This window comes from Pseudoxanthomonas winnipegensis, from assembly GCF_004283755.1.
Lineage (GTDB): Bacteria > Pseudomonadota > Gammaproteobacteria > Xanthomonadales > Xanthomonadaceae > Pseudoxanthomonas_A > Pseudoxanthomonas_A winnipegensis.
In genome coordinates this window covers 281,657-301,211 of sequence record NZ_SHMH01000002.1, presented here as the reverse complement: position 1 = coordinate 301,211, position 19,555 = coordinate 281,657, and the positions used below count along the sequence as shown (strand labels likewise).

The 19,555-nt window shown below is 68.5% G+C and carries 17 protein-coding genes and 3 pseudogenes; 6 read left to right on the top strand and 14 right to left on the bottom strand.

Annotation, left to right across the window (positions count from 1 at the left end; translation table 11 throughout):
• Nucleotides 1–19 precede the first annotated feature (19 nt).
• Nucleotides 20–973 carry an alpha/beta hydrolase gene (locus tag EAT51_RS04745; RefSeq protein ID WP_228257816.1) on the bottom strand — a complete coding sequence of 318 codons (954 nt, stop codon included), beginning with the start codon at nt 971–973 and terminating at the stop codon, nt 20–22.
• 628 nt (nt 974–1,601) lie between these two features.
• Between EAT51_RS04745 and EAT51_RS04740 the strand changes: the two genes are divergently transcribed.
• Nucleotides 1,602–2,309, top strand: coding sequence for an outer membrane protein (locus tag EAT51_RS04740; RefSeq protein WP_165421901.1), 708 nt, complete (start codon nt 1,602–1,604; stop codon nt 2,307–2,309).
• 281 nt (nt 2,310–2,590) lie between these two features.
• On the opposite strand, the gene EAT51_RS04735 is transcribed toward EAT51_RS04740, so the two are convergent.
• On the bottom strand, nt 2,591–3,424 hold the full coding sequence (locus EAT51_RS04735; RefSeq protein WP_130514619.1) for an oxidoreductase: 834 nt from the start codon (nt 3,422–3,424) through the stop codon (nt 2,591–2,593).
• 91 nt (nt 3,425–3,515) lie between these two features.
• Between EAT51_RS04735 and EAT51_RS20745 the strand changes: the two are divergent.
• From EAT51_RS20745 to EAT51_RS20545, 3 genes and pseudogenes are all read left to right on the top strand, one after another.
• Nucleotides 3,516–3,842: pseudogene (locus EAT51_RS20745) on the top strand (AraC family transcriptional regulator); the annotation flags it as partial.
• An 89-nt stretch (nt 3,843–3,931) separates the two neighbouring features.
• Nucleotides 3,932–4,018 (top strand): annotated as a pseudogene (locus tag EAT51_RS20835) (hypothetical protein); the annotation flags it as partial.
• 81 nt (nt 4,019–4,099) lie between these two features.
• The gene (locus EAT51_RS20545) at nt 4,100–4,483 is read left to right on the top strand and encodes a helix-turn-helix transcriptional regulator (protein ID WP_228257834.1); all 384 of its coding nucleotides are present in this window, start codon (nt 4,100–4,102) and stop codon (nt 4,481–4,483) included.
• On the opposite strand, the gene EAT51_RS04725 is transcribed toward EAT51_RS20545, so the two are convergent.
• The 4 genes from EAT51_RS04725 to EAT51_RS04705 form a co-directional block, all read right to left on the bottom strand.
• Nucleotides 4,480–4,947: a hypothetical protein gene (locus EAT51_RS04725; protein ID WP_165422686.1), complete on the bottom strand. Its 468-nt coding sequence runs from the start codon at nt 4,945–4,947 to the stop codon at nt 4,480–4,482. The two genes, EAT51_RS20545 and EAT51_RS04725, sit on opposite strands and share 4 nt — an antisense overlap.
• Before the next feature lie 301 nt (nt 4,948–5,248).
• Entirely contained in the window at nt 5,249–5,701 is a 453-nt protein-coding gene (locus EAT51_RS04715; RefSeq protein ID WP_130514613.1) for a hypothetical protein, read from the bottom strand.
• A 4-nt stretch (nt 5,702–5,705) separates the two neighbouring features.
• Nucleotides 5,706–6,191 carry a hypothetical protein gene (locus tag EAT51_RS04710; protein WP_130514611.1) on the bottom strand — a complete coding sequence of 162 codons (486 nt, stop codon included), beginning with the start codon at nt 6,189–6,191 and terminating at the stop codon, nt 5,706–5,708.
• A 175-nt stretch (nt 6,192–6,366) separates the two neighbouring features.
• Nucleotides 6,367–7,350, bottom strand: a complete 984-nt coding sequence (locus EAT51_RS04705) for an AI-2E family transporter (RefSeq protein ID WP_130516108.1) — start codon at nt 7,348–7,350, stop codon at nt 6,367–6,369.
• Nucleotides 7,351–7,550: 200 nt separating this feature from the next.
• Between EAT51_RS04705 and EAT51_RS04700 the strand changes: the two genes are divergently transcribed.
• Both EAT51_RS04700 and EAT51_RS04695 read left to right on the top strand, forming a co-directional pair.
• Nucleotides 7,551–10,091: a DEAD/DEAH box helicase gene (locus EAT51_RS04700; RefSeq protein ID WP_130514609.1), complete on the top strand. Its 2,541-nt coding sequence runs from the start codon at nt 7,551–7,553 to the stop codon at nt 10,089–10,091.
• A pseudogene (locus EAT51_RS04695) lies at nt 10,073–11,248 on the top strand (ribonuclease H-like domain-containing protein); the annotation flags it as partial. The gene EAT51_RS04700 and the pseudogene EAT51_RS04695, both read left to right, overlap by 19 nt.
• A 30-nt stretch (nt 11,249–11,278) precedes the next feature.
• Here EAT51_RS04695 and EAT51_RS04690 read toward each other — a convergent pair.
• The 8 genes from EAT51_RS04690 to EAT51_RS04660 all read right to left on the bottom strand — a co-directional run bounded on the left by EAT51_RS04690 (nt 11,279) and on the right by EAT51_RS04660 (nt 19,553).
• Nucleotides 11,279–11,950: a hypothetical protein gene (locus EAT51_RS04690; protein ID WP_130514605.1), complete on the bottom strand. Its 672-nt coding sequence runs from the start codon at nt 11,948–11,950 to the stop codon at nt 11,279–11,281.
• A 207-nt stretch (nt 11,951–12,157) separates the two neighbouring features.
• Nucleotides 12,158–12,298 (bottom strand): hypothetical protein, encoded by a 141-nt coding sequence (locus EAT51_RS20225; RefSeq protein WP_165421902.1) that lies wholly within the window; start codon nt 12,296–12,298, stop codon nt 12,158–12,160.
• Between the two features lie 6 nt (nt 12,299–12,304).
• Complete coding sequence (locus tag EAT51_RS04685; RefSeq protein WP_130514603.1) at nt 12,305–12,955, bottom strand: hypothetical protein; 651 nt, start codon at nt 12,953–12,955, stop codon at nt 12,305–12,307.
• A gap of 290 nt (nt 12,956–13,245) precedes the next feature.
• Complete coding sequence (locus EAT51_RS04680; RefSeq protein WP_130514601.1) at nt 13,246–14,577, bottom strand: XVIPCD domain-containing protein; 1,332 nt, start codon at nt 14,575–14,577, stop codon at nt 13,246–13,248.
• Nucleotides 14,578–14,583: 6 nt separating this feature from the next.
• Nucleotides 14,584–15,234: a hypothetical protein gene (locus EAT51_RS04675; protein WP_130514599.1), complete on the bottom strand. Its 651-nt coding sequence runs from the start codon at nt 15,232–15,234 to the stop codon at nt 14,584–14,586.
• A 166-nt stretch (nt 15,235–15,400) separates the two neighbouring features.
• Complete coding sequence (locus EAT51_RS04670) at nt 15,401–15,835, bottom strand: glyoxalase superfamily protein (protein WP_130514597.1); 435 nt, start codon at nt 15,833–15,835, stop codon at nt 15,401–15,403.
• Nucleotides 15,832–17,223: an MATE family efflux transporter gene (locus EAT51_RS04665; RefSeq protein WP_130514595.1), complete on the bottom strand. Its 1,392-nt coding sequence runs from the start codon at nt 17,221–17,223 to the stop codon at nt 15,832–15,834. The genes EAT51_RS04670 and EAT51_RS04665 overlap by 4 nt, the downstream gene beginning before the upstream one ends.
• Before the next feature lie 488 nt (nt 17,224–17,711).
• Complete coding sequence (locus EAT51_RS04660; RefSeq protein ID WP_130561364.1) at nt 17,712–19,553, bottom strand: M56 family metallopeptidase; 1,842 nt, start codon at nt 19,551–19,553, stop codon at nt 17,712–17,714.
• Between the last annotated feature and the right edge of the window lie 2 nt (nt 19,554–19,555).

Sequence of the window (19,555 nt, the reverse complement as noted above, 5' to 3'; positions counted from 1 at the left end):
GGCCCGCGGGCCGCGGGTGTCATTCGCCGTCGGCGGTGCCGGACGCGGCAGGATCGGCGCCGGACGCGCCGGCCGCCTGCATGAAGCCATGCATGCGCGCCCAGGTGGCGAACAGGCGCGGCCACTGCGCCGGTTCGGTGCCCGGCTTGCCCAGCCCCCAGCTGTGGCCGCCGCGTTCGAAGATGTGCAGTTCCACCGGCACCTTGGCCTTCAGCGCGGTCTGGTACATCAGCAGGCTGTGGCCGACATCGACGATGGGGTCGTCCACCGCCTGGGCCAGGAACACCGGCGGCATGTCGGCGCGCACGTGGTCCTCGACCGAATACGCGGTGCGGTAGTCGGCCTGGGTGGACAGCTCGCGCGCGCTGCGGGTCTTGTCCAGCGGCGGCTTCATCGACACCACCGGATACAGCATCCCTAAGAAAGCCGGACGCGCGGACAGCGCATCGGCCGCGTCCACGCGCGGATAGAAATCGTAGTCCCAGCGCGTGGCGATGATGCCGCTCAGGTTGGCACCGGCCGAGGAGCCGATGATGCCGATCCTGTCCGCGTCGAAGCCCCACTGCGCCGCATGCTGGCGCATCAGCCGCATCGCCCGCTGCGCATCCTGGAAGGGCGCCTCGGCCTTCCAGCCATCGGCCGGCAGCCGGTAGTACAGCACCGCGCTGGTCACGCCGATCGAGGCCAGCCACTGTGCCATCGGCCGCGCCGCGGTGCCGACCTGGATGCGGAAATAACCGCCACCGCCCACGATCAGCGCCGCGGTGCCGTTGGGATGCGCGGCGCGATAGATCTCGATGCGCGGGTTGGAGATCTGGCTCACCGAACCGGTGGCGCTGCCCTGCTTGCCGATCTTCTCCGGCCCCTTGACCACCTGCGGCAGGCTGCCTTCGGGCCAGAGCGCCAGGGTCTGTGTCGCCGTCTCGCCGGCCTGCGCCCATGCCGGCATCGTCGCCAGCAGCAGGCAGGCCATGCACCCGCGCATCGCATGCATCAATCGTCGCATCGTCCACCCCTCCCAAGGCTGTCGTGCCCTGCGCGACTGACATCGAAGACAGACGCGAAGAGCCGGTGCGGAGTTATAGACCAGCGCGACGACGCGGCAGATAGCCCATTGGAGCTAATGCCTTGGTGCTAGCGGTGTCCCGGGCGACCGGTCCTGCCCGCACGACGCACTGTCGCCAGCTGTGGGGTCAGAGGTCGTCGGTGCGCCAGGAGCGGGCGTCATGGAGGCCTTGCGGTACCGCGAGATCGTGCGCGGACAGGACAGCTTCAACGTCCTGGATATCGAGAGCCGTCATGTAGCGCTTCCTGCCTCGCCCATGAGTGCTGAGCACCGGCGACGGTATCCCGTGGCCGCAATCGCTGGTGACAACTCGTACGCACAGTGCGCTTCTTCGCACGCTTCTCACCCGCATAACTCCCGCTTGAACTCACGCGTTAAATCCATCTGAGACAAACGTGAAGGTTTGGATGCGCTTCAGATGCGAAGCCTCCTACTGGTTTGTGTCGCACACCGCGCACCTGCGCCAGCGACGGTTCTAAAACCGGCGATCCCTGTGGACATCACCACGTTCGCCCCCAGTCGAAAGGTCATTTGTATGAAGAAGATTTTCCTCCCTGCGGCCATCAGCGCAGCCCTCATCGCCCCGTCCGCATTTGCGCAAAGCGGCGGCGATACCTATCGCCCGGACCTGCAGGTCGGCCAGGGCAACTGGTTCGTCTCGGGCAGCGTCGGCCGCACCGACGGAGGCACCGCGGGTCGCTTCGGCAGCGGCGACTTCAACGTGTTCGAAGGCCGCCATGGCCGCCGCACCGGCTATGACGGCAGCGTGGGGTACCGCTGGAAGGTCGGCCCGCAGTGGGGCCTCGGCGTGGAAGGCGGTTACGCCGACCTCGGCAACCTCAAGGTCTCCAACGCGTTCAACAGCGATGAGGTCAATCAGCGCGACAGCGAGAACGCCCTGCGCGGCTGGCACGTGGGCGGCAACGCACGCTTCAACGTGACCCCGCAGTGGTACATCGGCGCGCGCGGCGGCTACTTCCGCGCCTCGGACAACAACATCGACTACTACAACTCCGTCGGCCAGAACCTGGGCCTGAAGAGCGGCGGCGACAGCGGTCGCAACAGCTACTACGCCGGCATCGGTGCCGGCTGGAACGCCACGCAGAACTTCAGCGTCGGCCTGCACTACGATTACTTCCGGGCCAAGGCCGGCGAGGTGCGCGACCCGGCCACCGGCATCCGCTTCGATGGTCCCAAGCGCTCGACCGCCCTGCTGGGCCTGACGGCGGAGTACGCGTTCTAGGTCCCTTCCGCAGCGCATTGAACCACCCCCATCGCGGGCGTCAAATCCCGCGTTGGGGCTTATTGATTAATAGCTCTTCGATGAGTGTCCGCTGGGCTTGGGCGTGACCAGGGCAGCACTGCGCAACCTCGCACGCGCGCAGCAGCCGCTGGTGGGAGCGCCAAGGACGATCGCATCGGGTCGCCGACATCGGGATTCCTCCGCAGCCCTGGCCACGGCGCCAATGACCTTGTTCTTGGCTGCGGCGGCGAGCTTGGGTTAGCGCTTGGGGCGCACCGCTTTCAGCCGTCGGTCGAGACCGTCAGCGCTTCCCACTGCGCCAGCTCGGCTTCCAGTGCCCTGAGCTTCTCGCGCACCAGCCGCAGGGCGTCGCTGCCCAGCAGCAGATGCGCGGGCGGCACCGGCGCATCGATGACCGCCAGCATGGCGCGCGCGGCCTTGCGCGGGTCGCCCAGCTGCTTGCCGCTGACTTCCTGGCGGCGCTGGCGGATGGGATCGAACAGCGCGTCGTAGTCGCCGATGCTGCGCGGCGTGCGCACCATCGAGCGTCCGGCCCAGTCGGTGCGGAACGAGCCAGGCGCCACCGAGGTCACGCGGATGCCCAGGTCGGCCACCTCCTTGCCCAGCACCTCGCCGATGCCCTCCAGCGCGAACTTGCTGCCGCAGTAGTAGGCGATGCCCGGCAGGGTGATGAAGCCGCCCATCGAGGTGATGTTGAGGATGTGGCCGGCGCGTCGCGCGCGCATGTGCGGAAGGACCGCCTGGATCATCGCCACGGCGCCGAACACGTTGACCTCGAACTGCCGGCGCAGCTCCTCCAGCGGCGATTCTTCCAGCACGCCTTCGTGGCCATAGCCGGCGTTGTTGACGAGCACATCGATCGCGCCGAACTCGGCCTCGATGCCCTCGACGACCGGCGCGATCGCCGCGGTGTCGGTGACGTCCAGCACGCGGGCGACGGCGCGCCCCGGCGCCAGGGCTTCGAACGCGTCGACCGCCTGCACGCTGCGCACCGTGCCGACCACGCGATGCCCGGCGGCCAGCGCCTCCTGGGCGAGCGCGCGGCCGAAGCCGCTGCTGACACCGGTGATGAGCAGCTGTTTGGACTTGGACATGGGCGGGCTCCGGTCGTGTGAGGGTAGTGCACAATAGAAATCCGCAACCCGCCTTCGAAGGCCAATCCGCCTCCGATCCTTGCCTATTCCTATGAACGACCCTCCATCACCGTCGGATGCGACCTGCGCCGGGCTGCTGCCGCTGGCGCCGCTGGTGCAGGCGCTGGCACCGCGCGAGGGCTATACGCTGACCACGCTGGAGAGCGTGCGCCTGCTGCGCTCGGACCGGCCGCTGGCGCGCACGCCGGTGCTGTACGACCCCGGCATCGTCATCGTCTGCCAGGGCCGCAAGCGCGGCTACTTCGGCCGGCGCACCTATGTCTACGACGCGCACCAGTACCTGGCCGTCTCGGTGCCGGTGCCCTTCACCATGGAGACCGACGCCACCGCGCAAGCGCCGCTGCTGGCGCTGTACCTGCACCTGGACTTCCCGCTCGCCGTCGAGCTGATGCTGGAGATCGACCGCCACGGCGGCCCGCCCCGCACCGCCGCGCCGCGCCGCAGAGCCTGCTGTCCAGCCCGATCGATCCGCCGCTGCACCAGGCCGTGCAGCGCCTGCTGCTGGCCCTGGCCACGCCGATGGAGGCGGCCATCCTCGGCCCGCAGCAGCTGCGCGAGCTGTATTACCGGCTCCTCACCGGACCGCAGGGCCCCACGCTGCGCGCGGCGCTGGCGATGCAGGGCCGCTTCGGCCGGATCGGCAAGGCGCTGCGCCACCTGCATGCGGCCTACGCGCAGCCGCTGACCGTCGCGCAGCTGGCCGAGGAAGCCGGCATGAGCGCGCCGTCCTTCCACAGCCACTTCAAGGCCGTCACCTGCACCTCGCCCATGCAGTACCTCAAGTCCACGCGCTTGCACCAGGCGCGCCTGCTGATGGTGCGCGAAGGCATGACCGCCGCCGCGGCCTGCCACGCGGTCGGCTACGAGAGCACCTCGCAGTTCAACCGCGAGTTCAAGCGCCTGTTCGGCCTGACCCCCGCGCGCGAGGTGCGGCGCATGCGCGACAGCTTCGCCGTGCCGCCCAAGCAGGCGGTGGCGGAGTATGTTTCGTCGCACTAGTTACTGCGCTTGATTAGCGAATGGATGGCCGCCGAAAAGGCCACGATCGCTACACCAACGTGCAAGCTCTGCGCGGCGATGAAGCTAAAAGGATCCTTATCCCGTTTGCAGGTGTGATGTAGACGCCGTCCACAATCGATCCTGCCCAACTCGAATGAATCCTGGATGGCGGACAGCATCCAGTATCCAAGCACGCAACACCCAAGCACCGTCATGATCCGCACCAATGGAGTGATCTCGGGCGCCGGCAAGCTATACAGGAGGTACAGCGTTAGCAGCAACGTCCCGACAATGACGGTCAGATAGACCTCACCCATGACGTCTTCCTTGATGTTCGCGTGTTCGCATCGAGATGCCCTTTCGCATTCGGGCGTCAGTCCCTGGGGATATAGCTCTTGCGGCCAGAGGGCGTCAGGCAATAGCGTCCGCCGCGCGGGCCGGTACAGAACGTTGCGGTGCTGCAAGGGCAACTTCCTGAGGCAGCGGGGGAAGGCGGCGCCAACTGCAGCGCATCCGTGGCGTCCCCACCACCACTACAGATGCGCTTGGAGGCACTGATCGAGCCATCGTTGCAGACAAAGCGTCCGTTGGCGCAGTGACTGACGCCGCCCTTGGATCCGGAACACGGCGTATTGGCGACGACGGCCCAGGCGAGCCCCCAGGTGCAGAGCACCAGCAGTATTTTCTTGAGCATCCTGCCTCCCCCCTTAGGCCGCAGGACGATGCTGCAGCGGATGCCACCTTAGAGCAAAGCACTGAGCGCGTTTAATCGGTGACCCCTGACTCTTGCACCGCTCTGCGCATCTGTTCCTCCGTCAACGGCGGCGGGCGGGCGATGGCGGGGTGCTCGTAGGGGCGCATGCCGGTGACTTGCTTGATGCCTTTCCAGGTGTGCAGCAGGCCTTGGTTGATGCCGTAGTAGACGTAGCCTCCATAGCCGCCGTCGCGAGGATCCTTGCCCATCAGTTCAGGGCTGATGCCGGGGTTGTAGACCTTGTCGAACGTATTGGGCTCGACGGTGACGGGATTCTTGAAGGTGTAGAGATCCAGCACCTCCTCGTCCGGGCGCAGGGCCTGGACGCGATCGAGGGTGGTGACGGCGGTGGGCGGCGTTGTGGGTGGCGCGGGCGATGCCTGTTGAGCGAAGGCCGGAGTCGCGCCAATGCATGACGCCAGCACGGCGTAGGCGAGCAGCCGCGCACGCCGCGGCGCCCTCATGCGCTCACCTGCTCACATCGTTGGCCGACGCGCCGTCCGTACAGCCCTGGCCGTCCTCGCCGCAGGCGCGGGCGGCGCGGTCCATCTGCTCCAGGCTCAGCGGTGGCGGGCGCGCGGTCGGGGGGTGGACCTGACCTTTGACGCCCGGGATCGCCTGCAGGCCCTTGGCGGCGGCGCCGACCAGCTTGGAGAGGCCGTAGGCCACATAGCCGCCGCTCTCGGAGATGTCCTTGACCGACGGCGGCGGCTGATAGGCCTTGGAGAAGGGATTCGGATCGACCTGGATCGGATTGCGGAAGCGATAGAGATCCACCACCTCGCCCTCTTCCGGCGGCAGCGCCTTGACCTCGCCCAGGGTGGGCACGTCGCTGCCGGCGCTCAGGCCGGGCGGCGGCGCGGCCGTGTCCTGCGTGTCCTGCGTGGCCTGGGTGCCGGCGGAGCGGTCGTCGGGCACCTGCTGCGCATTGGCCAGCGGCGCGCAGGCCAGCATGGCCAGCCAGAGGCTGCGGACGATGGCGATCCTGCTCAGAGTGCTGCTCCTTGTCGGCCGTCAGTGCGAAAGGCGCCGTTGCACGGCGCGCCAGACTCTACCGCCATCGCCCGGGGCCGCGGGTTGGTTTTCCGTTGCGCGGCCGGCGAGCACGCCCGCCGCGCGCAGGGGCGGTTCAGGCCTGAGGATCGACTTCGGTATCGCCCAGCGCGTGGCGCACATAGAGCTGCTTGACCAGCACGTACAGCACCACCGTCATCGGCGCGGCCAGGACCACGCCCATCGGCCCGAACAGGGCACCGATGCCGAACAGCGAGAACAGCAGCAGCGCCGGCGGCAGGTCCACCGCGCGCGCCTGGATCAGGGGCTGCAGCACATGGCCTTCGAGCTGCTGCAGCACCACGAACAGCGCCAGCGTGCCCAGCGCCACCTCCGGCGAGACGGTGAAACCGAGCAGGATGGCCGGGATCGCCGCCAGCACCGGGCCGACGATGGGAATGAAATCCAGCAGCGCGGTCAGCAGGCCGATGCCCAGCGCCACCGGCACGCCCAGCGCCCACAGGCCCAGGCCGGTCAGCGTGCCGATCACCGCCATCGCCAGCAGCTGCCCGCCCAGCCAGGCGCGCAGGGCCTTGCCGCTGCTGCTCAGGGCCTCGTCGGCGACCGGGCGCTGGTCCAGCGGCAGCAGGCGCAGCACGCCGCGGCGGTAGAGGTCCGGCTGCGCGGCCAGGTAGAGGCCGCCGACCACCATCAGCACGGCGTCGGTCACCCCACGTCCGGCCGACATGACGAAGGCACCGGCGTGCGCGGCCAGGGTCGAGGCGCCCTGGCGCAGCTGCTCGGGCAGGCGCTCCAGCTGCGGGCCCAGCGGGCTTGCCTGCAGCCAGGCGTGGAACTTGTTCCAGGCCGCCGGCAGGGTCTCGCGGAAGGTGTCGATCTGCCCGGCCACCTCGGTGCCGAACAGGGTGAAGATCCCGGCCAGCACCACCACCAGCACGGTGACCACCAGGCCCAGCGCGGCCCAGTCGGGCACCCGGATCCAGCGCCGCACCAGCAGGGTCAGCCCGTGCAGCAGCACGGCCACCACCACCGCGCCGAACATGATCAGCAGCAGCTCGGACAGCTGCCAGGCCAGCAGCGCCAGCGCGCCGATCGCCAGCACGACCAGCACGCGCGCCGCGAAGGGCCGCAGCGGGGAAGAAGGCACAGGGGTGGCGGTCATCCAGGACATCCAGGTAGGCAAGTGCGCAGACAGTAGCCGCAACCCGGGTCGAAACGAAGCGAAGGCGCCCGCGCCGGTCTCGCCGGCTGAGACGCCGCCGTGCTCCCCTGCCTCGCCCTGACCGCCCGGGCCCTCGCATGACCTACTCCCTCGCCCCCCGCACCGAAGCCAGCGAACGCGCCCTGGCGACCACCCAGGGGCAGCCCTCGCGCGACGGCGCGGTGCTGGGCGCGCGCCTGGCCCAGCGCTATGCCGACCGCATCACCGGGCGCTTCACCCTGCCCGGGCGCGAAGGCCGCTACGCGCCGATCCCGGACGATGTGCCGCGTGCGCTGGCCGACGCCCTGCGCGCGCGCGGCATCGAGCAGCTGTACGCGCACCAGGCGCAGGCCTGGGCCGCCGCGCAGCGCGGCGAGCACATCGCCGTGGTCACGCCCACCGCCAGCGGCAAGTCGCTGTGCTACACGCTGCCGGTGGTGAGCGCGGCGATGCGCGGCAAGGCCAAGGCGCTGTACCTGTTCCCGACCAAGGCCCTGGCGCAGGACCAGGTGGCCGAGCTGCTGGACCTCAACCGCGCCGGCGAGCTGGGCGTCAAGGCCTTCACCTTCGACGGCGACACCCCGGGCGATGCGCGCCAGGCCATCCGCCTGCATGGCGACATCGTGATGTCCAACCCGGACATGCTGCACCAGGCGATCCTGCCGCATCACACCAAGTGGGCGCAGTTCTTCGAGAACCTGGCCTTCGTGGTGATCGACGAGATCCACACCTACCGCGGCGTGTTCGGCAGCCACGTCACCAACGTGCTGCGGCGGCTGAAGCGCATCTGCGCCTTCTACGGCGCCAACCCGCAGTTCATCCTGTGCTCGGCCACCATCGGCAACCCGCAGGCGCATGCCGAAAGCCTGATCGAGGACCGCGTGCATGCGATCACCGAATCCGGCGCACCGACCGGGGACAAGCACGTGCTGCTGTGGAACCCGCCGGTGGTCAACGCCGACCTGGGCCTGCGCGCCTCGGCGCGTTCGCAGTCCAACCGCATCGCGCGCATCGCGATCAAGTCGGGGCTGAAGACGCTGGTGTTCGCGCAGAGCCGGCTGATGGTCGAGGTGCTGACCAAGTACCTGAAGGACATCTTCGATCATGACCCGCGCAAGGCGCCGCGCATCCGCGCCTATCGCGGCGGCTACCTGCCGACCGAACGGCGCGAGGCCGAGCGCGCGATGCGCGACGGCCGCATCGACGGCATCGTCTCGACCTCCGCGCTGGAGCTGGGCGTGGATATCGGCAGCCTGGACGTGGTGGTGCTCAACGGCTATCCGGGCAGCGTGGCGGCGACCTGGCAGCGCTTCGGCCGCGCCGGCCGCCGCCAGCGCGCCAGCCTGGGCGTGCTGGTGGCCAGCTCGCAGCCGCTGGACCAGTACGTGGTGCGGCACCCGGAGTTCTTCGCCGACGCGCCGCCCGAACACGCGCGCACCGCGCCGGACCAGCCGCTGATCCTGTTCGACCATATCCGCTGCGCGGCGTTCGAGCTGCCGTTCAATGCGGGCGAGGCCTTCGGCCCGATCGACCCGCTGGTCTATCTGCAGGCCCTGGCCGAGAGCGAGGTCGTGCACCAGGAAGGCGAGCGCTGGGAGTGGATCGCCGACAGCTATCCGGCCAACGCGGTCAGCCTGCGCTCGGTGGCCGACGGCAACTTCGTGGTGGTCGACAAGACCAACGGCAAGCAGACCATCATCGCCGAGGTCGACTACTCGGCCGCCGCGCTGACCCTGTACGAGGGCGCGATCCACATGGTCCAGTCCACGCCCTACCAGGTCGAGCACCTGGACTGGGAAGGACGCAAGGCCTTCGTCACCCGCACGCACGTGGACTACTACACCGACAGCATCGACTACACCAAGCTCAAGGTGCTGGAGCGTTTCGACGGCGGCCCGGCCGGGCGCGGCGACGCGCACCACGGCGAGGTGCACGTGGTGCGGCGCGTGAGCGGCTACAAGAAGATCCGCTACTACACCCACGAGAACATCGGCTACGGCCCGGTCAACCTGCCCGACCAGGAGCTGCACACCACCGCGCTGTGGTGGCAGCTGCCGCAGGCCACGCTCGGCAAGGCCTTCGCCTCCAAGCAGGACGCACTGGACGGCTTCCTCGGCGCCGCCTACGCGCTGCACGTGGTCGCCACGGTGGCGGTGATGGCCGACGCGCGCGACCTGCAGAAGGCGGTGGGCAATGGCGATGGCGCGTGGTTCGCGCTGGCCGACCAGACCGGCCGCGGCCAGCTGCGCGGCGCCGATGGCGCCGAAGGCGTGGTGGAACTGGAGCAGGCCTTCGTGCCCACCGTCTACCTGTACGACAACTTCCCCGGCGGAGTGGGCCTGAGCGAACCGCTGTGGCTGCGCCAGGCCGAACTGGTGCAGCGCGCCGGCGAGCTGGTGCAGCGCTGCGACTGCAGCGCCGGCTGCCCCGCCTGCGTCGGCCCGGTCCTGGCCGCGCACGAGGACGGCAAGGGCGCCTCGCCCAAGACCCTGGCGCTGAAGGTGCTGGCGCTGCTGTCGGACCTGGAAGCGCACGCACGGCACGAAGCGTCCTTCGACGGCGAAGCGGTGTTCGCGCCGATCGACCCCGCGCTGCAGATGCTGGATGAAGACCGTCCGGCCCGGGAGGCGCGCTCGTGAGCATGAGCCTGGAGCGCTTGCGGGCGCTGCGCAGACAGGCGGGCGACACGACGGTACGGCAGGCGCCTGCGGCGGAGAGCACCGCCGCGTCTGCTGCTGTGGAAACGGCGCAGGACAGCGGCGCCCAACCTTCTCAGTCGTTTCCCGCAATCCCGAACTCCGCCTCGCAGCGCGAAAGACAGAGCGCCCTCAGTACCTCCGACCGCGCCAGTCCCGCTTCTGCCCCCTCCCTTTGCGAAGCAAGGGGAGGGCTGGGGAGGGGTCAAGCTTTTGATCTTGATCCAAAGTCCACACGCCCGATGCGCCTGGGGACACCCTCGGCACCCGCCGCCAACGACACCCAACCCCCGCGCAGCCTGGACGCCCTGCGCCGGCTGATCGCCACCCGCGAACGCAAACCCGGCACGACGCCGGTACCGGCACGCAAGCCGGCCTCACTGGATCGCAGCCTGCCCGGGCGCGAACTCTCGCCCGGCCTGCACCTGATCGAGGCCTTCCTGCCGCAACCCATCCCGCGCGCGGCCCTGTCGCTGGCCTTCGCCAAGCGCCACGAAGAAGCCGTGCACCCGCGCGACCTGCTGTTCTTCGACACCGAGACCACCGGCCTGGCCGGCGGCACCGGCACCCGCGCCTTCATGATCGGCGCGGCGGACTGGCATGTGGACGCCCACGGCGGCGAAGGCCTGCGCGTGCGCCAGCTGATGATCTCCACCATGGCGGCCGAAGCGCCGATGCTGCGCGCCTTCGCCGGCTGGCTGTCGCCGACCACGGTGCTGTCCAGCTACAACGGCCGCTGCTACGACGCACCGCTGCTGAAAACGCGCTACCGCCTGGCGAGGATGGCCGAGCCGCTGTCCGCGCTCGACCATGTCGACCTGCTGTTCCCCACCCGCCGCCGCTATCGCGGCACCTGGGAGAACTGCCGGCTCGCCACCATCGAGCGCCAGCTGCTGCGCATCGTGCGCCAGGACGATCTGCCCGGCGCCGAGGCGCCGGCCGCGTGGCTGTCGTTCCTGCGCGGCGGCAGCGCCGGCAACCTGCGCCGCGTCGCCGAGCACAACCACCAGGACGTGGTCACGCTGGCCCAGCTGTTCCAGCGCCTGGTGCAGGCCGAAGCCGACGATCGCGAGGTACTGTCGTTCGAGGAGGCGCCATAGCGCGGCCCTCGCTTCGCTACAGCATCCTGCTCAGTGGAGATGGCTATATGCTTCCTTCTTCAGGTCCATCTGCAGATAGAAGAGTTGATTCCTGACCTCGGTCTTGAACTTGTCAGGAGTTTCGTTACCAGGCACGGTCATCCCATCGACGGGTGATCTCGGGTACATCCCCTTCCAGAAGTAAGCCTTGAGACTTGCGCCATCGCTAATGTGATCTCGATGCAGGTGATATGAAAACTCAGCATCCGAGGGTTTTGAGGTCGCTTTGAGCCGGAATTGAACCGCCACCATCGTCCAATGGCATACGCCTAGTCCGTAGTAGTCATCGTCCTTGAGAAAATCCTCATAGATAACACCCCGGTAACCACCATTCGAAGCGGGTAGCAGCTTAACCGGCACCCACTCCACAAGCGCCGCGCGCGTCCCCGCCATGCCGCCCAGATCGGGTCGGCAACTTGGATCAAGGACTTGATACTGCATGGCAGCGTCGACCACTTCGAACGGCCCCGGCGCATCTTTGATGGCGACGTTGACCTCGTACGCCGTGGGATGCGGATTGCGGTTGATGACCGGCTTCGGGGGCCGGTTGTCCTTGACGCCCACATGGGTGCGCAAGACTTGGCTTTGCATGGGCGTGGATCCACAAGCGATGGCGAAAAGCGCCAGGAGAATACCGGTCGCGATGACCGATGTGAATTTCATGTGCAGCGTCCTTGGCGACGAGGGAATATTCCAGCTCCGAGCAGGCAAACCGATCTCAGCGCATCATGCGCCTGAGAGTTCGCCCCCGCCAGCACCATTCCTCTAATGGCAACGATGCCACCCTTTAGGAGTTGCTGGTCAAACTCGGTGCGCACGATGCGCCACAACAAACTCGCCAATATCCTTGTTGAGATAGAGCGCCCGCTGTTAGTCACTCGGCTTGAAAGCCTGATCGACGATCTCATACTCACCACCGTCGGCGGCAATGCCCTTCTTCCAGTCGTTCTTCGGATGGAAGGCATAGGTATTAGCAGCAAGCGATGTACTGGCCTGAATGCTGACCGTCATGGCGCATTATTCCTTGATGGACAGATTGAGAGTAAAAAGCTTGTCGCGGACTTCTGGCTTGAAGCGCTCGATGTCTTCTTCCCCAGGATATGTCATGCCTGTGATCGAAGTACTTGGGTAGGGCCGCCTTGGGAAGTACGCGCGTTTGGCTGCACCGGCGGCAAGATCTTCATGCCAGAGATGATAGGAGAATCTGGTATCTGCCTCGTTGTCATGCGCCTTCAATACGAACTGCACGGTCACCAGCGACCAGTGGCAGACACCGAGTCCGTAATAGTCCTCGTCCTTCAGAAGCCCGTCGTAGATCGTGCCGCGATAGGTGCCGTCAGCCTGCTTCGCCAGCTCGACGGGCACCCACTCCAGCAGGCTAGCCCGGGTTCCAGCCATGCCTCCGAGGTCGGGACGGCATGCCGGGTCAAGCACCTCGTACTGCATTGCAGCCTTCACCACCTCGAACGGCCCCGGCGCATCCTTGATGGCGACGGTGATCTCATATGCCGTGGGATGCGGATTGCGGTGGATGACCGGCTTCGGGGGCTGGTTGTCCTTGACGTCCACATGGGTGCGCCGGACCTGGCTTTGCATGGGCGCGGATCCACAGGCGGTGGCAACGAGCGCCACGAGAAGGCCGAGCGCGAAAACCGATGCGGATTTCATGGGCAGCGTCCTTGGCGACGAGGAGATCGGCCTGCTCCGAGCATGAAAGCCGATCTAAGCGCAGTTCGAGAGCGACTTCAACCTGCGAGGTGGCTCGCCAGGCCTGTGCGAACGTCGCACTTACAAGACAGCTTCGCTACTGCAGCAGCGCCGGTAACCTGCGCCGCGTCGCCGAGCACAACCACCAGGATGGGTCACGCTGGTCCAGCTGTTCCAGCGTCTGGTGCAGGCCGAAGCCGACGACCGCGAGGTGCTGTCGTTCGAAGAGACGCCGTAGCGTCAGGACGCGCTCAGCGGCCGAGCGCACCCATCGATTCGTGCTGCTGCCGCGCCTGCCGCGCCTGCGCGGCCGCCTGCTGCTGCAGGGTTCGGCTCTGCTCGGCCTGGCTGAGGGACTGCTCGACCGGCGCCTGCACCGCCTCCTGCGTGGACACGGACGTGCGCAGATGCGCCGGATCGGACGGGTTGCCCTGCACGGCGAACACGCGTTCGCCGGCGCGGGACTGTGCGCCCTCGATGCTCAGATGCACGCCATCGACCCGGGTCATGCCCGACTCGACCGCCTTGGCGTAGAGGCTGGCGCTCATGCGCTCGCTGGCGGCATCCGGCGTGCGGCCCAGGCTCGCATCCAGCCGGGCCACATGCCCCTGGATCTGCTGGAACATCGGATCCAGCCGCAGATCCGCACGGCCCGGCAGCGGCACGGAGACCGGCTCGACCTCGCCACCGACCTGCCCATTGCGCGCCTCGCGCCCATGGCCCAGCACATCGGCCACACCGTGGACGACGTTGCGCGGCAGGGCCAGGCCCTGATGCACCAGATGGATGTCGTCGCGGTACTTGTCGATCATCGGCCGATACTCGGCGTAACGCGCCGCGTCCTCGGCGTTGATGATCGAGCCGCCCCCTTCGGGATTGGTCGGCAGGAAGTTGCTGCTGTAGTGCGCGACGACCCCGACACCGAGCGCCACGCCGAACGGATTGCGCAGATCGGTCAGCACGCGGTGGTCGTTGGCGTAGCCGTGGCCCTTGAGCGCGGCGATGTCCTGCTCGGTCGCATAGGTGCGGACTTCACCGTAATGGCGGCTGGCGGCGCTTACGAAGTCGGTCGCGCGCACGTGATTGACCACGTCCTGGCCACCTTCCGGGATGTGCCGCGTCAGGCCTGCGGCGCCGTATGCATCGAAGGTCTCGCCCTTGAGGCCCAGTTCAAAAGCACTGATCTGAGCAAGCGTGCCGCCAAGGGAGTGACCGACGACGATTGGCGGGTTGACCTCGAGCCCGTTAGCGCCTATCTCGTTGACCCGATCGATGGCGCGTTGGGTAAACGCCACCGCGTCATGCGCCTGAGAATTCACACCCACCAGCACCATGCCGCCATCGGCGACGATGCCGTCCTTCACGAGCTGCCGATCAAACTCGGTGCCGCGATGGGCTACAACAAACTCGCCCGTATCCTTGTTGCGATAGAGCGTCCCCTGGTAGCCGCTTGGCTTGGAAACCTGATCGACGATCTCATACTCAACACCGTCGGCGACGACGCCCTTCTTCCAGTCGTCCTTGGGATAGAAGACATAGGCATCAGCAGCAAGCGCTGCACTCGCCTGAGTGCTGACTGTCATGGCACATCATTCCTTGATGGACAGATTGAGAGTGAACAGTTTGTCGCGGGCTTCTGGCTTGAAACGCTCGATCTTTTCCTCGCCAGGGAATGTCATGCCAGGGATTGAGGTGCTTGGGTAGGCCCGCCTCGGGAAGTAAGCGCGTTTGGCCGCACCAGCGGCAATATCTTCGTGCCAGAGATGATAGGAAAACTCGGTATCTGCCTCGTTGTCGTGCGCCTTCAGCTTGAACTGCACGGTCACCAGCGACCAATGGCAAACACCGAGTCCGTAGTAGTCCTCGTCCTTCAGAAGCCCGTCGTAGATCGTGCCGCGATAGGTGCCATCGGCCTGCTTCGCCAGCTCGACGGGCACCCACTCCAGCAGGCTGGCGCGCGTGCCGGCCATGCCGCCGAGATCGGGACGGCAGGCGGGGTCCAGGACCTCGTACTGCATGGCCGCCTTGACCACCTCGAACGGCCCCGGCGCATCCTTGATGGCCACGGTGACCTCGTACGCCGTGGGATGCGGATTGCGGTGGATGACCGGCTTCGGGGGCTGGTTGTCCTTGACGTCCACATGGGTGCGCGGGACTTGGCTTTGCATGGGCGTGGATCCACAGGCGGTGGCGACGAGCGCCAGAAGAAGGCCGGGCGCGATGACCGATGCGGATTTCATGGGCAGCGTCCTTGGCGGGAGGGAGATCGGCCTGCTCCGAGCAGGCAGGCCGATCTAAGCGCACTTCGGTGACGACTTCAACCTGCGCCGGGGCCGCCTGTCTGCAGGCATCGCATTCGAGGCTCGACCGCTGATGCCGGGCGTACGTGTCGCGACGCGGACGCGTTCAGCGCCGCCCGGCGCCTGCGTCCAGCACCAGATGCGGCACGCCGTCGGAGGTCTTCTGCGGCGATCGCCCGTGCGCATCGACCGTGGCGCGCACCAGGCTGCGCAGGTTGGAGAAACTGGCGAACCGCACCGTATCCACCGGCGCATCGAGCCGGATCTCGATCCGGAACAAGTCGCCGACGGCAGACAACGTCACGACGCGGCCGGTGAAAGGCTGCCCCAGGTAGCGCCCATGCACCCGCGCGTTCAAGTCCAGGGCGGGCAGCCCTTGCTGCCGCGCCAGGCGCGCATGCAAGGTGTTCCAGTCCTTCGCGCCGTGCTGGGCGGCGATCGCCTCCAGCGCCTGGGCATGACGGATTGCCGTCCCCTGCGCCTGCAGCGCCAGGCGCAATGCCTTGGCCTGGCGTTTGGCTTCGATGAGGGTCAGGGTCATGGCGTCCCCTCGCGGGTCGCATCGCCAACCGGACCTCGCCCACGGCGCAGACGCCAGACGACAAACACGGCGCACAGCAGCATCGCGTCCGCCAATGGAAACGCCCACCACAGCGCGCGGCTGCCCCACGACGCGACGCAGATCAGGACAAGTCCCGGAGTAAGCAACCAGGGCTTGAGCAGCGTGAGCAGCGCCGCCTCGCGCGCCCTGCCCGCCGCCTGGACGGACAGCGCCAATACCAGCAGCGGCCCGGAGCAGACGTAGAACAGCAGCTGTGCGTGCAGGATCCTGGCGACGTCGTGGGCAACCTCGCGCGAGGGGGTGAACCACCACCCCAGCTCGGCACCGCCGGCCAGCAGCAGGACCGCCACGCACAGGCACCAGAGCGCGGCGGCGACCATGCCCAGACGCACGCACGCCGTGGCGCGCTGCGGGAGGCCCGCGCCCAGGTGATGGCCCACGATCGTCTGCACCGCCAGCGCCATGGCCATCTGCACCAGGAAGGCCAACCCCATCAGGCGGGTCACGATGCCATAGGCCGCCAGCGTCGTCTCGCGATCCGGCGCCGTGCGCAGCGCCAGGATCACCGTCGCCGACACCACGACGGTGCCCAGCAGCCCCAGGCTGACCGGCAGGCCCAGCAGCAGGATGCTGCGCCAGGCCTGGGCGGGAATCGCGCCGGGTCGCGGGGGCGTCGGCAACCCCCGCACCGCGCGCCGGCGTGCGGCGACCAACAGGACCAATCCCACGGCCTGCGCCAGCAGCGTGCCGAGCGCGGAACCGGCCACGCCCAGGCCGCACCCTGCGATCAGCACCGCGTTGGCCGCGATGTTGACCAGGTTCATCACGACCGAAAGCCGCGCGACCAGGGCGGCGCGGCCCTCGGTGCGCGAGGCGTCGGCGTAGACGCCGAGCAGCAGCTGCAAGGGCGCGGCCAGCGCGATGACGCGCAGGTAGTCGTGACTCAGCTGTGCCGCCCACGAGCCGCCGCCTGCCAACGCCGCCGCAAGCGGCCTGCCGCACGTCAGGAACAGCGCCATCAGTCCGAAGCCGATGACCAGGGCTAAGGCCCGTGCCGCGCGCAGGTCATCGAACGCTGCGGCGTGTTGCCCGGCACCCAGGTGGCGGGCCATGCGGCTGGACAGGCCACCGCCCACCAGCGCGGACAGCGCCGTGGTCAGCATGACCAGGGGAAAGAGCGCGCTGACGGCCGCCAGTGCGTCGGGGCCGACAAAGCGCCCGACGAAGACGCCATCGACCGCATTGAGCAGGCCGCCCAGCGACAACACGATCGCCATCGGCAGGGCGTTGGAAACGAATAGACGGCCAACCGGAGCCGTCAGGAACAGCTGCGCCGCTCCGGCTTGCTGGGCGTGTCGGGACGACATCGCTCACTCCTCATCCGAGGCATTTCGATGGGGGTGGGGCGCTTGCGTTGCCCACCTGCGAAATGCTTCGAGGGTGAGGATTCACTGCTTCGGGGCTTCACCGTGACATGGCGTCAGCAAGCGGCCGGTGCCCGAGACCGGCGCGCATCTTACCCGACAAGCCGGCACCGCTGTCGCGGCGAAGCGGATGGAAGCCGCTGCGGGACGCTGGTTCATGCCCGAGGGCTGACGAGGACGGCCCCTGAGCGTGCCGCTCAGGGAGATCGCTCCAAGCTTCGATTCGCGACGCGTCCCGTAGCCGCTGCTCGCCTCACTGACGGGATGCCGGCCTGCAGCATGTCTGCTTCGCTCTCACCGTCGCCGTGGCCCAGCGAGTGCCGAGACCGGCGGCGGTGCCGCGATTCGAAGAACCCGGAAAGCATTCGGCACCCGCATCATGCGGGTGCCGAAGCCTCGTTCACGACCCGCCCGCTTCTCGCACCAAGCACTCAGCCGTCGATGGGCTGGGCGAGGCCGCTCTGGAGGGTCTGGTTGATGATGAGCTCCGCCTCGCGTTGCGCGCGTGCGCTGGCGGCGGCCTGCTGTTTGCCCAGCACGGCCTGCTGCTGGCCCAGCGCCTCCTGCTGGCGGGACAGCTCGGCCATCTCGCGTTGCATGGCCGGGTCTTCCATTTCCGCGCGGGCCTTCTCGGTGGCGCGGTGGGCGTCCTCGATGGCCTTGCGTGCGGCGGCGCTGTCGCCGCCGGCGAGGCTCAGCTGCGCCTCGCGCACGGCGAGATCACCCAGGCGACTGCCGATCTCGCCCATGCGCCCGCCGATGCGGCCCTGCCGTTCGCCCAGCGCGCCCTGCTGCTCGCCGAGCTTGCCCTGGGCCTCGCCAATGCGAGAGGTCTCGGCATACACCGCCTTGAAGCGCGACAGGGTGGCCGCGTCGCGGATCACGTAGCTCTTGCCGGCGCGACGCACGAACAGCACGCCCTTGCCGTCGTCCAGCGCGCGCGCCCGGCGCAGATCTTCGGAGGACCCGCTCATCGTGCTCTCATTGCCCTGCACCAGCACGTAGGCGTCGCGGCTGGCGTCATGCGACTGGTGGAACAGGCCCCGGGTGCTGAACGCCGTGACCGGCGGCTTGGGCGGGGCCGGCGGCGCAGGAACCGCATTTGCCGGCGGCGCGGGCGGCGGCGGCGGCGGCGGAGCGGGAGGCGCCAGCAGGGCACGCATGCCGGCCGCCCGGGCCGCAGGCGCCGCGGGCGCGGCGGCGGCGGCCGGTTGCGCGGCGGCAGCGGGCTTGGCTTCGGCTACCGGCGTCTGCGGGGCCGGCGCGGCCGCCACCAGCCGCAGCGGAGTGACGCCGGCCACCGCAACACCGGCCAGGATCAGGGCCGCGCCGATGCGCGGGAAAGAGTGCGTGTTCTGCAGCATGAGCAGTCTCCGTTTGAGGCTGAGGAAGGACGGCGAGGCACTGGCCAGGCCCGCCCCCGGTCTCGGCGCGACGCCGAGGCGGACCAGCAGGCGGCCGTAATCGCCGCGACAGTGACGGTTGCCGGCGATCACCGCGGCATCGACGGCAGCCTCGCGGGCCACGCCGTATTCGCGCACCGCGTAATGCACCAGCGGATGGAAGAAGGCCACGTGCTGGGCCAGCGCGGGCAGCAGGCCCCACCACAGGTCGCGGCGACGCAGGTGGACCAGCTCGTGGGTGAGGGCCATGTCCAGCTCGTCGTCGCCGATGCGGGCGGCTTCGGGCGTGGGCAGCAGCAGCACCGGGCGCCGCACGCCGACCAGCTGCGGCGAGCTGATCTGGCGCGACAGCCGCAGCGGCGGTGCGGTGCGCAGGCCGTGGGCCTCGGCCGCCAGGCGCAGGGCGCCGGACAGCACCGCGTCGTCGCAGGGATGCGAGGCGCGCACCAGCGCGCGGCTCGCGCGCCAGGCCAGCGCCGTGCGCAGGCCCGTCACGACGATCCCGGCCAGCCACAGCGCCAGCAGCACCGTCTGCCAGGCCGGCAGCGCCCACAGCGGCGCGAGGGTGGGCGCCGAAGCGAGCGGCGCGACCGGCGCGATCACGAGCGGCGCGGTCGCTTCGGCCGCAGGCATGACGACGGGCGACACGACGGACGCGCGCGCGGCGGCCGGCAGCCACGGCAGCTCCAGCGGCGCGGCGACCAGGCCGATCACCGCCTGCAGCGCCACCGTCCACCACAGCCAGCATTGCGTGGACGCCGGCAGACGCGGCAGCGCGCGGCACAGCGCCCACACCAGCGCGACCAGCAGCGCGGTCTGCACGCTGGTCGTGGCCAGGCGCGTGATCAGTTCCGAGGCGAAGGCGTCCATGC